Below are 15,292 nucleotides of genomic sequence, written 5' to 3'. Positions count from 1 at the left end.
TTATTTCAGGATGGGCAGCAGGTAGATGATACGTGCGGAGATTACCTGGCTGGACGATTTGTTGAAGTAATCGCTTTTGCGGCTACCGTAAATATCACCCAGCGCATAATAATAGCGTCCTTCCAGGAGGAAATAACCGATGCCGGTACGCAGTTCAAGCCCCGGACCACCACATAATCCCCAATCGAATTTTTTCTGGATGGCCATGTTGTGTTGCTCATTGGAACCGGCGTTCGTATTTGTCTCGTTCGGGTTTGTTTCCGTCTTTTCGCTGAAGGCATAACCTATTTTGGGACCCAGGTTAAAATAAAACTTGAATCTGTTGCTGCCGAAATAGATATGGGTGAAGAACGGAATTTCGAAATAATTGATCGTACGACTGTATTTATAGGTCGGATGTTCTTCGAATTCCTCGTCCCATCCCTGTTGGCTGAAATTCAGTTCGGTTTGTAACCCCAGATTCTTTTCCGTGTTCCAGCGCAGCACCAGTCCGGCATTGTACCCCTGTTTCATTTTCGTATATACCTTGGGATTGAAACTTACGGACGAGAAGTTCATTCCGAAGGAAGCACCAACGGAGACCTCCTGAGGAAACCTGTTTTGCTGTGCCATGGCGCTTATAATAATGGCCAGGCACAAAAAGGATGTGATTATACTCTTTCTAATCATCTTACTTCGCTACGTGTTACGTTAAAATCACTCTGGTAGTGAACGATAAATATATTGGTATTGATGAATCCGCCCCAATTATTTACCCGTTCAAAATCGAATCCGGTTTGTATGCTCTTATAACGGATCTTGTCCAGGTTGTTTTCGAAATTGGAACCATATTTTTTGATGGCATCAAAAAAGAACATACCAGTGTCGAATCCTAATATACCGTATTTAGGGAACGTATTGATCAGGTTCTTACTATACCATGTCTTATATTTTGAATAGAAATCAGCAACTTCGGGCGAAAGGTTGTCGGCATAGAAGTTACTATATATATATGTATTCAAGGCAAAGAAATCATCAAGGCATTCGCGGGTATACGTTTGCCATTCCGGATAACCAAACATGGTGATATTGCATTCGGGTTTAGACTCAGCCAGCATGCGTAAAGGCGATTTGAGTTTATTCAGTGCATCCAGTGAGCCGGAAGTCGGAACGATCACGCTTCGTTTATCTGTACTGAGCATAGCTTCCATCTCGACCGGGAATGTTTCGGCTGAGTAGGTCAGTTCACGCCAGGCGATATTTCGTTGTTTCATTTCTGCTTTGAAGGCTTTGATGAAATCCGTTTTCTCTTCTGTGCCGGGTACTTTTACCAGGATGATATTATCGTTCCCAAACAGGTCGCAACCAGCTTGGGATGCTTTGGCATACAAATAGGAGTGAGGCGTATTAACTTGGTATACATGCGCATTGGATAATACATCGTCATTTTTGGAAGTGAATGGGATCACGTATTTGATATTATTCTTTTCTGCAAATTCGGCAACGGGAGCGATCTGGTCGTTTTGTACGGCTCCGATGATCAGGTTGGCTTCCTTCAAAGCATCTTCTTTCAGGATTTCTTTCACCTTCTTGGTTCCGTTGCCAGTATCGAAGACGGAAAGTTCGATCGAACAACCGCTGTTACGAAGGCTGTCGACAGCCAGCAGCATACCTTCGTAATATTCAATAAAACGCAACGTGTTTGCAGATGGAGTTGCTTCGTTTGTCATGAACGGCAATAACAAAGCTACCTTGATCATATTGACGCGCTTGATCTCTTGGGGGATCGACAAAAGGGCATTGACGTCTCTTTCATGCATGGCAGGAGCTGTTTCAGTCACTGTCTCTTTAGTCTCTACCGGTATTTTAATGACCATACCGGCTTTTACTCCGTTTTTCAGTTCGGGGTTCCTTTTGATCAGTTCTGCACTGGACACATTGAATTTCCGGCAAATGCGGTACATCGTTTCTTTCTTGGCGATCGTATATTCGATTTCCTTGGTTACGGTCTTTACTTCTTTGGTCGGCAGTGTTTCTATAGGAGTTGCCGGGATACGGATCGTCTTGCCAATGGTAAAGGTGGAAACGGATAATCCCGGGTTTGCCGCGATAATATCAGGACCGGGCACTTTGTACCGGATAGATAATGAATACAGCGTTTCTTTAGGTTGTATAGTATGATACAGATAATTATCTTCAGCGTTTCCCATCGGAGCGGAACTTACATCCTTTTGCGGGATTTTTAAGGTGGCTCCGGCCTTTATTGATTCGCGACTTTCGGGATTCAGGTGATAAATGTCGTCGACAGTTACTCCGTACATGGTAGCGATCGAGTAGACTGTTTGTCCCCGTTCAATCGTATGATAAAATATATTATCATTTAATTCGTTAGTAGTAATGATCCGTGCTCTGTTGTTTTGTGAATACAAGGAGACAGCGGAAAAACTCAGGCATAACGTCAATACGTATATACTAATCTTATTCATTTGCTGATTCGAATATTTGCAGCAAAGATAGTGTATGTCCGTATAAAATACTAATTTTGGAAGCTAATTAGGTTATAATATATGCAAAGGAATTGTTTAAGAAGAGTGATCGGGACGCTCTGTTTTTTGTTATTGATACTTGCAGCACATGCTCAAAAATATACGGTAACAGGGGGGAGAGATACGCCTTTGTTAGTGGATGCAGGTGTAGATATGAACAAGAATCAGCATTTGGAAGTCTATCTTGTTTATGGTATGGATAACGTACAAATCAGTTATACTTCATCTTCTACTTCGCATCAATGGTATAAGTATAAGACCAAAAGGCTGGAAGCAGAGAAGATTCCGTCTGTTCAGAATGGAACAACTTCTGTGGTAAGTAATTTGGAAGAAGGATATGGGTATTATGTTGAAGAAACCGGTCTTTCGGAAGCATATGTTTGGCTTATAGATTATAGTAAATATGTGTTTGAGATATCAAGTTTTTATATAGATACACAACGTAGTAATTGTACTAATATGTATTTGGGTGGTATTGCAGAAATGCCGGAAATGAGGTATAATTATCCTCAGACAGGTACTTCAAAAATATTAAACCGTGAGTTTGAGGTTATTTATCAGACAGAGAAGATGAGAGAAGATAAGACTTCTTTTCTTTCTGAAACTGTAATTGAAACAATTAATAATCCTTTTAAAGATCCTGTTCCAGCTCCGCTTTGTGACACAGACGTTACTTTAAAAGGTGACCTCTTCGCTCGTCATTTCGGTGTGGAGAAAACAATGACGACTGATGTCTATCAGGCCATCGCCGTTGAAGCTGTTATGAAAATAGATACTTTGTCTTATGCCTCTGATGTGCCTAATATGGTCGTAAAAGGCGACAGTCTCTCTGCTCCGGTCGAGTTTAATTTTACGGCAATTGCTAATACGCCGGTTGCTGCTATGTTTAATTGGAAGATATACAGGAAAGATGAAGGCGGAGGCGGAGGAAGCAGTGAAGGTAATGAAGAAGGCGAAGAGAATTACGGTACGTTATTGGGAGATTTTAGCGGAGAGGAAACCTCTTTTGTTTTCAACCAAAACGGTACTTATGTGGTTAGATTAACAGTGAACGACCGGACTGGCCAATGCCAGGCAAATCCCCCTGATGTTACGGTAAACATTTCGGATTCTTACCTTGATGTCCCGAATGCTTTTTCGCCCGGTACATCGCCCGGTATCAACGACGAGTTCAGGGTGGCCTATCGCTCTCTGACCCGTTTCAAATGTTGGATATTCAATCGGTGGGGAGTGGAAATGTATCATTGGACGGACCCGTCGAAAGGCTGGGACGGCAAAAAGGGAGGCAAGTATGTGGCCCCCGGTGTTTATTTTTATGTGATTGAGGCTACCGGCTCGGACGGTAAACCTATAAAGAGAAAAGGTTCTATTAACATACTTAGATCAAAACAAATTCAGGATGAGATTATCGAAGAATAGTATATTCAGTTTTTTGTCAGGCGGTCTGATCTGCCTGACTGCTTGTTTGTCTATCGGCTCGAGCGATTCGGAAAAAGTAATGGACGGGCGTCCGGTGGTGATGTCGATGACATCGTCGCCCGATATACCGGCGTCGGTTACTTTCTGTGGTAAACCTATTGATCTGACCCGCTATAATATGCGCGAAGGGTTCGACCGTGAAATGAGTAGTTTTACTTATTTCCATTCGACCACCATGTTATTGATCAAGCGAGCCAACCGCTATTTCCCGGTTATCGAACCTATATTGAAAGCAAACGGTATCCCCGATGACTTCAAGTATCTGGCTGTGATAGAGAGTCATCTGGACCCGCGTGTGTCGTCGCCGGCACGTGCCGTGGGAATGTGGCAGTTTCTGGAAGGGACAGGTAAACAATATGGTCTGACTGTTACTCCGACGGTCGATGAACGTTGCCATGTAGCCAAGGCGACCGAGGCTGCCTGCAAATACCTGAAAGCTGCCTACGACAAATATGGCGACTGGGCGAATGTGGCCGCTTCTTATAATGCGGGCATGGGACGTATCTCCGGCGAACTGACCAAACAGGAAGCCGACAGCACCTTCGACCTTTGGCTGGTAGAGGAAACAAGCCGTTACGTCTATCGTATCATGGCGATCAAACAGATATTTGAGAACCCGTATAAATATGGTTTCGTGCTCCGGGCGGAAGACCTGTACAAGCCGGTTGCCTGCGAAGATGTGGCTGTCTCGTCAGATATTCCCGATTTGTCTGCTTTTGCACAGAAGTATGATATAACCTATGCCGACCTGAAACGCTTCAACCCCTGGTTGCGCGACCGGAAATTGCAGACATTGGGGAAGACTTATACGCTTCAGGTTCCCAAACAAAGTGATATGTATTACAAGACACCAAACACGTACGTGCATAACCCGGTTTGGGTGGTAAGATAAATTCCTTCCGGGTGTAATCGGAGTTCCATTCGGATGGAACAGGATTTTCTCCCGGATGAAAAAGAAAACAGTGATAAGAAGTATGAATGATAAGAATGCATTGGAAGGCGGACGTATTTCCGTTTTAGGCGCCCGCGTTCACAATTTGAAGAATATAGACGTCGAGATACCGAGAAACAAACTTACCGTGATAACGGGTATGAGTGGTAGTGGTAAGTCGTCATTGGCTTTTGATACGATTTTTGCGGAAGGACAACGCCGGTATGTGGAGACATTCTCTGCCTATGCCCGTAACTTTCTCGGAAATATGGAACGTCCGGATGTGGATAAGATCACCGGATTGAGTCCGGTCATCTCGATCGAACAGAAAACGACCAACAAGAATCCCCGTTCTACCGTCGGCACGACGACAGAGATCTACGACTTTTTCCGTCTGCTTTATGCAAGGGCAGGAGAGGCGTACTCGTATCTGAGCGGAGAGAAGATGGTGAAATACACCGAAGAGCAGGTGCTCGACCTGATTCTGGAACATTATGAGGGAAAGAAAACATACCTCCTGGCTCCGCTGGTCCGCAACCGTAAGGGACATTATAAGGAACTGTTCGAGCAGGTCCGTAAGAAAGGCTATCTGACCGTCCGTGTCGATGGAGAGATCAAGGAGATATTCCACGGCATGAAGCTGGACCGCTACAAGATGCACAGCATCGAAGTGGTGATCGACAAAATGGTTGTCTCGGCTTCTGACGAACGCCGCCTGAAAGAAAGCCTGCGTACAGCCATGAAGCAGGGTGACGGACTGGTCATGCTGCTGGATGCCGATACGGACGAGTTGCGCCATTACAGCCGTCGCCTGATGGACCCGGCAACCGGACTTTCCTACAGCGAACCGGCTCCGCATAACTTTTCCTTTAACTCCCCGCAAGGTGCATGCCCCAAATGTAAGGGATTGGGACAGGTGAACCTGCTGGATATGGAAAAGATCGTGCCGGATCCTTCCCTCAGTATCTATAACGGCGGGATCGTGGCCCTCGGGAAATATAAGAACTCGCTTATCTTTTGGCAGATCGAAGCCCTTTGCGAGAAGCATGGGGTAACGATCAAGACGCCGATCAAGGATATTCCGGCGGAGGCGATTGACGAGATCATGAACGGAACGGACGAACGGCTCCAGATCAAGAACGAATCCCTGGGTTCTTCCAATTATTTCCTGTCTTATGAAGGCGTTGCCAAATATATCCTGATGCAGCAGGAGAGCGAGGCATCCGCTTCCGCACAGAAATGGGCGGGACAGTTTATTAAAATGACTACATGTCCGGAATGTAACGGCCAGCGTCTGAACAAAGAGGCATTGCATTACCGGATTGCCGATAAGAATATTGCGGAGATATCTTCTTATGATATATCTGAACTGTATGATTGGCTGGACGGTATCGAAGACCGTCTGGACCAGAAGCAGAAACAGATAGCGATAGAGATATTGAAGGAGATACGTTCGCGCCTGAAATTCCTGCTGGATGTGGGACTGGATTATCTCTCTCTTAACCGTGCTTCGGCAAGCCTTTCCGGCGGTGAAAGCCAGCGTATCCGCCTGGCAACCCAGATCGGCAGCCAGCTGGTCAATGTGCTTTATATCCTCGACGAGCCGAGTATCGGGTTGCATCAGCGTGATAATGTCCGTCTGATCAACTCTTTGAAAGAACTTCGTGATACTGGAAACTCGGTCGTTGTCGTAGAACATGACAAGGATATGATGCTGAATGCCGATTACGTGATCGACATGGGCCCGAAAGCCGGCCGTTTGGGCGGAGAGGTCGTGTACGAAGGTACGCCTCAGGAGATGCTGAAAGTAAATACATTGACATCTGCCTATTTGAACGGAGAGACTGAAATCACTATTCCCACCGAGCGCCGGAAAGGAAATGGTAAATTTATCACGATAAAAGGTGCCAGCGGGAACAATCTGAAAAATGTGAATGCAACTTTCCCGCTGGGAACGCTGATTTGTGTGACAGGCGTGTCGGGGAGCGGCAAATCAACGTTGATCAACCGTACCCTGCAACCGATCCTGAGCCAGCATTTCTATCGTTCGTTGGAAGATCCGTTGCCTTATAAGTCGATCGAGGGCATTGACAATGTGGATAAGATCGTCAATGTCGACCAGTCGCCTATCGGACGTTCGCCACGAAGCAATCCGGCTACTTATACGGGTGTGTTTTCCGATATCCGTAACCTCTTTGTCGATCTTCCCGAATCGAAGGTGAGGGGATATAAACCGGGGCGCTTCTCATTCAATGTGTCCGGCGGTCGTTGCGAAACCTGCAAAGGGAATGGTTACAAGACCATCGAGATGAACTTCCTGCCCGACGTTTTGGTGCCTTGCGAGGACTGTCATGGCAAACGTTACAACCGCGAAACACTGGAAGTGCGTTTCCGTGGTAAATCCATCGCGGATGTATTGGATATGACGATCAACATGGCGGTGGAGTTCTTCGAGAATATCCCGACCATCCTGTCCAAGATCAAGGTCTTGCAGGATGTGGGCCTGGGTTATATTAAACTGGGGCAGCCTTCCACCACGTTGTCCGGCGGCGAAAGCCAGCGTGTGAAGCTGGCGACCGAACTGGCTAAAAAGGATACAGGCAATACCTTATATGTACTGGACGAACCGACAACCGGTCTTCATTTCGAAGACATCCGCGTTCTTCTGGGTGTCCTGAACAAGCTGGTGGAAAAGGGCAACACCATCATCGTCATCGAGCATAACCTCGACGTCATCAAATGCGCCGACTACCTGATCGACATGGGCCCCGAAGGCGGTCGTAAAGGCGGTCAGGTCCTGTTTACCGGCACGCCGGAAGAAATGGTGAAGAAGAAAACGAAGAGCTATACCGCTCCGTTCTTGAAAGAGGAACTGAAGAAATAGACTGTGCATAATTCCAAAAGGATTGGCATGTACGAAAGGAATCATTATTATAGTATCTGATAATGATTCCTTTTTTATATATTTGCACTTAGTTAGGTCTAATCCAATTGTAAATAGAAGTAATAATTATGCAATCATTAGTCATTAATAATTATAAGAATTTTGAGAATCTGACATTAGGTAATCTGGCTAATGTAAATCTGATTGTAGGAAAAAATAATGTAGGTAAATCTACATTATTGGAAGCTATATCTATTGTTGCGTCAAATGGAGATGTCAACTGGATTAGAGAACTGTTGGAGATACGTGGAGAAAGTGTTCGTTTTTCTTCCAGAGAAAATAATATAGAGAAAGAAATAGAACGTTTCACTTCTTTATATCATAATAGAGATATGGATGCTTTTTTCCATACACCGATAGAGATAAAAGTGACCAGTTCTCTTTTGCCTGAAACATTTCTCTTTAAATTGGTGAGATATATCGTTGCAACGGAGACGGATAACAGTGGCTTGGAAAGATCTGTGCGTAGATTTTTGGATGAAGCAGAAGAGCAGGATATAGAATATGCAAATGCTAAAATCGGTTTTTTGTCTTTGTTAGGAGATAAGAAGTCTTTATATACTTTCAATGGAGGCAGGCTTCCCGTGCCAATCGCAGATAAACAACTCCCTTTTGAATATGTTCGTACGAACCAGATTTTGAGTGACAAGAATCCGGCCCTCTTTGATCGACTGGCATTGACTCCTCTTGAAAAGTATATAATTAAAGCCCTTCAGATCATTGAGCCCAGAATAGATGCTCTGAATTATTTGAAAGACGATGTTATACTTTCTTCTTCGCGAAGAGATGAAAGAGTGCCTGTCGTTGTGTTGCGTGATAGTGCAAAGCGTTATCGGTTAAGTTCTATGGGAGATGGGATCAATCGTGTCTTAACTATTATTTTAGCCCTGTTAAATTGTAAAGATGGCATTTTACTGATAGATGAGTTCGAGAATGGTCTTCATCATTCAGTGCAAAGTCAGTTGTGGAAGATAATTTTTGAGTTATCAGAGGAATTAAATATCCAGGTGTTTGCCACAACACATAGTGAAGACGCTATTAAAAGCTTTTCAGAAAATGCACAGGCAAACCAGAATGGGAAAATAATAAGACTTGAAAATCGTAATAACTCAATCCGGGTTGTTGAATATCAGGAAAAAGAAGAACTGGCTTATATTGGTCAGAACGATATTGAAATTCGTTAACTATGGAAACACCGACATCTTTACTTTTAGTTGAAGGGCGTAGTGAAGAAAACGCCATAAGGGAATTTTATAAACAGTGGAAAATAGATCTCAATTTTGATATAAGTAGTGAAGGTTCTATTACTAAGCTGAAAACTTCCTTTAAGATGCATTTGAAAAGTTCCAATATCCTTAGAAAATTATGGGTCATTATCGATGCAGATACATCTTATGCTTGTGCGTGGCAATCTATAAGGGATATTCTGGAAAGAAGCGGTAAGTATAATCCTCCGTTACAGTTATGTCCGAATGGTTTGATTTTAACACCTATAGATGAAAATGACCTGGTCGTAGGCGTATGGATTATGCCAAATAATCAGGAAGTCGGCATGTTGGAGGATTTTATGATGGGAATAATTCCCGAAGATAATATGTTGCTTCATGAAGCTGAAACTGTACTAACAAATCTTGAAAAGAAGAATATTCAAAAATATAAAAATGTACATCGGGCAAAAGCGAAACTTCATACCTGGCTTGCGTGGCATGATGAACCGGGCGATTCTGTAAATGTAGCTATAAGAAAGCATTTATTCAGTCAGGATAAAGAATTAGTTATTGCTTTCAAAGCCTGGTTAATGGAGTTAAACAAATAAGACAAACGCGTTTGTCCTTTTATAATATGTAATTAATTTAAGATGAAGAATCCTATCCAGATGATCAAACAATGCGTAGAGAAGGAAGAACCTTATTTCCTGCTGCGCGGACAAGATATATGTGCCCTGGCGGCCATTGAAACCTATTACGAAGAGGTGAAGAAAAATGTGAAAGATCCCTACTTTATCGAGGAGATCGAAGAGATCATGAAAGACTTCCGGGCCTTCCGCGAAGAACAGCAAACCCATATACCGGATTGACCGATGGCGGACGACAGTTACAGAACCATTAAACAAGTAGCCGAGGGCTATTACACGGAGAAGCGCAGCCGCTTTATCTCGTATGCCATCCCCGTGCGTACGGTCGAAGAGGTGAAGGAGCAACTGGACCGGTACCGTAAACAATATTATGATGCACGCCATGTCTGCTGGGCTTATATGCTGGGACCGGACCGCCTGACGTTTCGTGCAAACGATGACGGCGAACCGTCTTCCACTGCCGGGAAACCGATCCTCGGACAGATTAATTCCAATGAACTGACGGATATCCTGATTCTCGTAGTCCGTTATTTCGGAGGTATCGAGTTGGGTACCAGCGGGCTGATCGTCGCCTATCGTACGGCCGCTGCCGAAGCGATTGCTGCCGCCGAAATTGAGGAACGTACGGTGGATGAAGATATCACAGTTGCTTTCGAATATCCCTACCTGAACGGGATCATGCGCATAGTGAAAGAAGATAACCCCCTTATTGTATCTCAGAAATTCGAAATGGACTGTGAGATGACACTACGTATCCGAAAAGGGGAGGCGGAAAAGCTGAAGAACCGCTTATTGAAAGTGGAGTCGGCCTATCTGAAGTAATTTATTAATAATCTGAAACATGAGTTACCTGCTATTTTCGATTTGAGAGGATTTCCTTATTTTTGTACTCTGAAATCTAAACAAGCAAATAGTGGTAATATAATGAAGAAGATTCTGTTATTTTCTTTTTTCTTAGTGATTGGTTTGGTTGTCTCGCAGTTTCTTCCCGCTATGGTGGGAGAGAACTATTCGATGGTGAAGACGATCTCCAACACGTTGTTGTATGTGTGCCTGGCCTTTATTATGATCAACGTGGGTCGGGAGTTTGAAATGGACAAAACCCGTTGGAAATCTTATACGGAGGATTACTTTATTGCGATGGCAACCGCAGCCTTTCCCTGGATCTTTGTAGCGTTGTATTATATGTTCGTCCTGCTTCCCGAGATCTATTGGTCGAGTGGTGAAGCCTGGAAGGAAAACCTGTTGCTGAGCCGTTTTGCAGCGCCTACCTCCGCCGGTATTCTCTTTACAATGCTTGCAGCTGCCGGACTGAAGGCTTCATGGGTATATAAAAAGGTGCAGGTTCTGGCTATTTTCGACGACCTCGATACGATCCTGCTGATGATACCGCTTCAGATCATGATGGTGGGACTGCGTTGGCAGTTGGGTGTTATCATCCTGATCGTGATGGTGCTGCTTATGCTCGGATGGAAGAAGATGGGCACTTATAATATGCGTCAGGACTGGAAAGCGATCCTGCTCTATGCAATTGTAACGCTGGCTATTACGCAGGGAGTTTATCTGGTGTCCAAACATTTCTATGGTGAAGACGCCAGTATTCATATTGAAGTGCTGCTGCCTGCTTTCGTCCTGGGTATGATCATGAAGCATAAGCATATCGACACGAAGGTCGAGCACAATGTGGCTACAGCCATATCTTTCCTGTTCATGTTCCTTGTGGGAGTGAGTATGCCGGTATTCTTTGGCATTGATTTTGCCAAACAATCGGCTGAGGCGGCAACCATTACCGGGGCGCAGCCGATGATGTCGTGGCCGATGATCCTGTTGCACGTTCTTATTGTCTCTTTCCTTTCTAATATAGGAAAACTTTTCCCGCTGTTCTTCTATCGCGACCGGCGTAAGCGTGAGCGTCTGGCATTGTCGATCGGTATGTTTACGCGTGGTGAGGTAGGAGCAGGTATTATTTTCATCGCTCTCGGATACAATTTAGGTGGACCGGCCCTGATGATTTCTGTCCTTACTATTGTGTTTAATTTAATTTTAACTGGTATCTTTGTGGTCTGGGTAGAAAAGTTGACCCGTAGCGCCTATCTGCTTGAAATGGCAGAGAAGCAAAGACAATAACACAGTTAGGAATTACGGAGACAGGTCAGCAAGCTGTCTCCGCAAATATTTTAAACACAATGGATCGTACTATTAATGTTATCCTGAAACCATTGCGCCGTTTCGCTACACAGAAGTCGAGCGCCAGTTTTCTATTGTTTATGGCCACCATACTGGCTATGATACTGGCCAATTCCCCTTGGGCGTATGCTTATCATCATATACTATCTTATCCCATAGATCTTCAGATCGGTAAATTCAATTTGTTCTCGCATCACGGAGAGCCGATGCCGATGTTGGCTTTTGTGAATGATGCCCTGATGGCTGTATTCTTCTTTGTGATAGGGTTGGAGATCAAGCAGGAGGTTTTGATCGGCGAACTCAGTTCGGTCCGTAAGGCGATCCTTCCGGTAATTGCCGCCTGTGGTGGTATGATCGCGCCGGTCCTTTTCTTTCTTCTGGTGTGTAATACGGGGCCGGAAGCACGCGGGGCTGCTATCCCGATGGCTACCGATATCGCTTTTGCCCTTGCCGTCCTGGGATTGTTGGGGAGGCGGGTTCCCCTGAGTATGCGGATTTTCCTGACGGCGTTGGCTGTTGTCGATGATATCGGCGGTATAATTATTATCGCTTTGTTTTATAGTGGGCATATTGCCTATCAGCCGTTGCTGATTTCCCTGGCCCTGTTGGCGTTATTGTATGCCGGTGGAAAGATGCGGGTCAATAATAACCTGTTCTATTATATTGTCGGTTTCTTTGTCTGGATTTTGTTCCTGGAATCGGGTATCCATCCTACCATTGCAGGGGTATTGGTTGCCTTCACTGTTCCCGCCCGTCCGAAGATCAACCTGAACGATTTCACCTGTGATATGACCGGCTATCTGAATATGCTGGACTATACGGAGGTGCGCCAGTCTAAAAAGGCCGCCGTGCTGACTCCGACGCAGATACAGGTATTGAACAATATCCATTCGCTGGCGGATAGAACGATCAGTCCGTTGCAAAGCATTGCCGACAAACTGCATCCGATGGTAAATTACCTGATCCTTCCGCTGTTTGCCTTTGTGAATGCCGGTGTCACGTTCGGCGATATACAGCCTGCGTCTCTGGTCAATGTGCCGTTGGCAGTCTTCCTGGGATTGTTTGTCGGAAAGACATTGGGTATTTTCTCTTTTACCTATTTCTTTGCCCGTACAAGCCTCGCCTCTATGCCGGCAGGAATGACACGTTGGAATCTGTTTGGTGTGTCGATGTTAGGAGGTATTGGTTTCACAGTTGCACTGTTCATCGCCAACCTGTCGTTTAACAGTACGGATGCTGTAGGCATGGATTTGCTGAACCAGGCTAAACTTGGCGTATTTACGGGATCGTTTGTTTCTGGACTTTGCGGATACTTATTGCTGAAAAAGGTGCTGCCGAAGGCGGCAAATGGGTGATAACATACATTTGACGCATCTTTCTGCAATCAGATTCTTATACTTCCCAAATCTTATACCCCTTATTCGCAACGACATAAATAACAAATTGGCGAATATGGAAATCCGGCAATAATTCTTTAGCGTCGGTGGCATAGCGGCATACCTGTTCGACATCTTCCGGATGCGGTACATTCACGTATAGCATAGGGTATCTTATAACTTCTCATAGCGAAACATGTTAATCATTCTGACAAAGGTAGTTCATTTTCTGTTATATTCCTGCCAATATTAATTTAAATAAGAAACAGTATGGATGAAATGACTTTGATTAGGAAAGGGGTTGCACGTAATGGGTTCGTGCTTTATGCACTGAATATTATTGACCAGGTGGAACAGGAAGGACGGTTCGGGACGGCACATGCCTATATGAGTAGCCTGAAGTCGCTGGTGCAGTTTACCGGGAACCAGCGGATACCCTTCCGGCTGTTCCGGTCGGGGATGCTGAATAGTTATGAGAACTGGTTGTTGGGACAAGGCTGTTGTGAGAATACGGCACATTTCTATCTGCGTAATTTACGCGCCCTTTACAACAAGGCTGTGGCGGAGAAAGTGATCCGCCCGCGCGAAAACCCTTTTGCCGGCATGTCGCTGGAATCGATGCCGACACGTAAGCGGGCATTGCCTAAAAGATGGGTGAAACGGATAAAGAACCTCAAATTGGATGAAGGAACCAGCCTGGCTATGGCACGTGATATGTTCCTTTTCAGTTTTTACACCTGCGGTATGGGATTTGCTGATATGATTCTATTGAAACATGAGCAATTGCAACGGGAGATGATCCATTATGAGCGGGTGAAGACCGGACGACCCGTCTCTGTTTTTGCAAATGGAGACTTGTTGAAGATTATTGAAAAATATCGTACCGATAGTTGTTACATCTGGCCTGTGCTGTCGGATGGGGCGAGTGAGGAAGCCCATTATAAATGTTATCGGAGTGCCTTATGCTCATTCAATCGTCATCTGAAGATCATTGCGGAGAAAGCGAATATCCCCGAATCACTGTCGTCATATATGGCCCGTCACTCTTGGGCAACTGCTGCCCGCAACCAATTGATGCCTACTGCGGTGATTAGTTCCTGCCTGGGACATGCCAACGAAAAAACGACACAGATCTATCTCGACTCGTTCAACGAAGGGTTGGTGAAGCGGATAAATAATAAAGTGATCAATCTGGATTGATAGTTGTCATTACAACTGAAAGAAAGTTTCCATTCTGAATGGAAACTTTCTTTCAGTTGACAATTAAGTGAATAAACTACAATTTGTCTATTTCTTCGACAGACAGACCGGTACACTGGGCGATCGTTTCGATATTAACTCCCTGCTTTTTAAAATTTGCAGCAATCTGGCGTTGTTCTTCTACTTTACCCTCAGCTTTACCTTTTGTCACCCCTTTCATTTCAGCTTCCTCTACCGCATATTCCAGCGTATTGCGCCAGTCGCGATAAATCTTCAGGTTTTCATCATAGACAGCCCGCTCGTGAGAAGTCATCGCTTCCAGGTTGGCTACGTCGAGCAAACGTTTGAAAGCATTGTTTTTCTCCTTAAACGGAGACATATCAAATAAATTCATATTTTTCAATATATAAACCATATTCTCCAGAGGCGTTTTGCATTCCTCTTCTCTTAGATTGAACAGATCGAACGACAGATAAATCTGTTTCAGCTTGACCTCGCCAAAAGTTTTCCCTGTCGCCTCATTGGTTTTAGCTGTTGTATTACCCGATAGCAGGTAAGGGAACAAATGTAGGTAATATTTTATTTATTCCAAATGGAGAAGGGGATTATTTGATTTAGATGTAGAATGTGAACTATCTATTTAAGTGACAGGTTGTACCTGTCTCCCCTCTGGAGAGACTGTGTAAAAACTAGTCTTTGAAAAAGTTCTTTGAAATTTTGTTAAGTAGTAGAAAGAAATTAACTTCGGCTATTCAAAAGCATGAGTTATGAACTATCGCGAGTTATCACCAAGAA

14 protein-coding genes are annotated in these 15,292 nt (G+C 44.5%); 10 read left to right on the top strand and 4 right to left on the bottom strand.

The annotated features are described in order from the left end of the window. Positions 1 to 669, bottom strand: coding sequence for a porin family protein (locus NBH14_RS19250; RefSeq protein WP_186959250.1), 669 nt, complete (start codon positions 667 to 669; stop codon positions 1 to 3). After that, the gene (locus NBH14_RS19245) at positions 666 to 2,465 is read right to left on the bottom strand and encodes a LysM peptidoglycan-binding domain-containing protein (RefSeq protein ID WP_186959251.1); all 1,800 of its coding nucleotides are present in this window, start codon (positions 2,463 to 2,465) and stop codon (positions 666 to 668) included. Before NBH14_RS19245 ends, NBH14_RS19250 begins: the two co-directional genes overlap by 4 nt. An 81-nt stretch (positions 2,466 to 2,546) precedes the next feature. Here NBH14_RS19245 and NBH14_RS19240 point away from each other — a divergent pair, with 81 nt between their 5' ends. The 9 genes from NBH14_RS19240 (at position 2,547) to nhaA (ending at position 13,276) form a co-directional block, all read left to right on the top strand. After that, the gene (locus tag NBH14_RS19240) at positions 2,547 to 3,944 is read left to right on the top strand and encodes a T9SS type B sorting domain-containing protein (RefSeq protein WP_186959252.1); all 1,398 of its coding nucleotides are present in this window, start codon (positions 2,547 to 2,549) and stop codon (positions 3,942 to 3,944) included. After that, positions 3,925 to 4,896, top strand: a complete 972-nt coding sequence (locus tag NBH14_RS19235) for a lytic transglycosylase domain-containing protein (RefSeq protein WP_186959253.1) — start codon at positions 3,925 to 3,927, stop codon at positions 4,894 to 4,896. Before NBH14_RS19240 ends, NBH14_RS19235 begins: the two co-directional genes overlap by 20 nt. An 82-nt stretch (positions 4,897 to 4,978) precedes the next feature. Beyond that, complete coding sequence (gene uvrA, locus NBH14_RS19230; protein ID WP_186959254.1) at positions 4,979 to 7,819, top strand: excinuclease ABC subunit UvrA; 2,841 nt, start codon at positions 4,979 to 4,981, stop codon at positions 7,817 to 7,819. Positions 7,820 to 7,947: 128 nt separating this feature from the next. Continuing rightward, positions 7,948 to 9,063, top strand: coding sequence for an AAA family ATPase (locus NBH14_RS19225; RefSeq protein ID WP_186959255.1), 1,116 nt, complete (start codon positions 7,948 to 7,950; stop codon positions 9,061 to 9,063). A 2-nt stretch (positions 9,064 to 9,065) separates the two neighbouring features. After that, positions 9,066 to 9,695, top strand: a complete 630-nt coding sequence (locus NBH14_RS19220) for a DUF3226 domain-containing protein (RefSeq protein ID WP_186959256.1) — start codon at positions 9,066 to 9,068, stop codon at positions 9,693 to 9,695. Between the two features lie 42 nt (positions 9,696 to 9,737). After that, entirely contained in the window at positions 9,738 to 9,956 is a 219-nt protein-coding gene (locus NBH14_RS19215; protein WP_007658121.1) for a hypothetical protein, read from the top strand. Between the two features lie 3 nt (positions 9,957 to 9,959). After that, entirely contained in the window at positions 9,960 to 10,556 is a 597-nt protein-coding gene (locus NBH14_RS19210; protein ID WP_046147368.1) for an IMPACT family protein, read from the top strand. Positions 10,557 to 10,658: 102 nt separating this feature from the next. Further along, positions 10,659 to 11,861 (top strand): cation:proton antiporter family protein, encoded by a 1,203-nt coding sequence (locus NBH14_RS19205; RefSeq protein ID WP_186959257.1) that lies wholly within the window; start codon positions 10,659 to 10,661, stop codon positions 11,859 to 11,861. A 59-nt stretch (positions 11,862 to 11,920) separates the two neighbouring features. Beyond that, on the top strand, positions 11,921 to 13,276 hold the full coding sequence (nhaA, locus tag NBH14_RS19200; protein WP_186959258.1) for a Na+/H+ antiporter NhaA: 1,356 nt from the start codon (positions 11,921 to 11,923) through the stop codon (positions 13,274 to 13,276). A gap of 37 nt (positions 13,277 to 13,313) precedes the next feature. Here nhaA and NBH14_RS19195 read toward each other — a convergent pair whose 3' ends face one another. Further along, positions 13,314 to 13,463: a hypothetical protein gene (locus NBH14_RS19195; protein WP_186959259.1), complete on the bottom strand. Its 150-nt coding sequence runs from the start codon at positions 13,461 to 13,463 to the stop codon at positions 13,314 to 13,316. A 104-nt stretch (positions 13,464 to 13,567) separates the two neighbouring features. Here NBH14_RS19195 and NBH14_RS19190 point away from each other — a divergent pair, with 104 nt between their 5' ends. Then, a complete protein-coding gene (locus tag NBH14_RS19190) occupies positions 13,568 to 14,497 on the top strand; it encodes a tyrosine-type recombinase/integrase (RefSeq protein ID WP_186959260.1) in 930 nt (309 codons plus the stop codon). 76 nt (positions 14,498 to 14,573) lie between these two features. On the opposite strand, the gene NBH14_RS19185 is transcribed toward NBH14_RS19190, so the two are convergent. Then, positions 14,574 to 15,062, bottom strand: a complete 489-nt coding sequence (locus NBH14_RS19185; protein WP_250817710.1) for a PD-(D/E)XK nuclease family transposase — start codon at positions 15,060 to 15,062, stop codon at positions 14,574 to 14,576. Positions 15,063 to 15,292 lie beyond the last annotated feature (230 nt).

It is taken from the genome of Parabacteroides caecihominis (genome assembly GCF_023656785.1).
Lineage (GTDB): Bacteria > Bacteroidota > Bacteroidia > Bacteroidales > Tannerellaceae > Parabacteroides > Parabacteroides segnis.
This window is presented reverse-complemented; position numbering and strand designations above follow the sequence as displayed.

Coding starts and splice junctions, on each gene's coding strand:
- NBH14_RS19225 (WP_186959255.1), top strand. CDS start 7,948: ATGCAATCATTAGTCATTAATAATTATAAGAATTTTGAGAATCTGACA.
- NBH14_RS19245 (WP_186959251.1), bottom strand. CDS start 2,465: ATGAATAAGATTAGTATATACGTATTGACGTTATGCCTGAGTTTTTCC.
- NBH14_RS19210 (WP_046147368.1), top strand. CDS start 9,960: ATGGCGGACGACAGTTACAGAACCATTAAACAAGTAGCCGAGGGCTAT.
- NBH14_RS19250 (WP_186959250.1), bottom strand. CDS start 669: ATGATTAGAAAGAGTATAATCACATCCTTTTTGTGCCTGGCCATTATT.
- NBH14_RS19220 (WP_186959256.1), top strand. CDS start 9,066: ATGGAAACACCGACATCTTTACTTTTAGTTGAAGGGCGTAGTGAAGAA.
- NBH14_RS19195 (WP_186959259.1), bottom strand. CDS start 13,463: ATGCTATACGTGAATGTACCGCATCCGGAAGATGTCGAACAGGTATGC.
- uvrA (WP_186959254.1), top strand. CDS start 4,979: ATGAATGATAAGAATGCATTGGAAGGCGGACGTATTTCCGTTTTAGGC.
- NBH14_RS19215 (WP_007658121.1), top strand. CDS start 9,738: ATGAAGAATCCTATCCAGATGATCAAACAATGCGTAGAGAAGGAAGAA.
- NBH14_RS19190 (WP_186959260.1), top strand. CDS start 13,568: ATGGATGAAATGACTTTGATTAGGAAAGGGGTTGCACGTAATGGGTTC.
- NBH14_RS19205 (WP_186959257.1), top strand. CDS start 10,659: ATGAAGAAGATTCTGTTATTTTCTTTTTTCTTAGTGATTGGTTTGGTT.
- NBH14_RS19235 (WP_186959253.1), top strand. CDS start 3,925: ATGAGATTATCGAAGAATAGTATATTCAGTTTTTTGTCAGGCGGTCTG.
- nhaA (WP_186959258.1), top strand. CDS start 11,921: ATGGATCGTACTATTAATGTTATCCTGAAACCATTGCGCCGTTTCGCT.
- NBH14_RS19240 (WP_186959252.1), top strand. CDS start 2,547: ATGCAAAGGAATTGTTTAAGAAGAGTGATCGGGACGCTCTGTTTTTTG.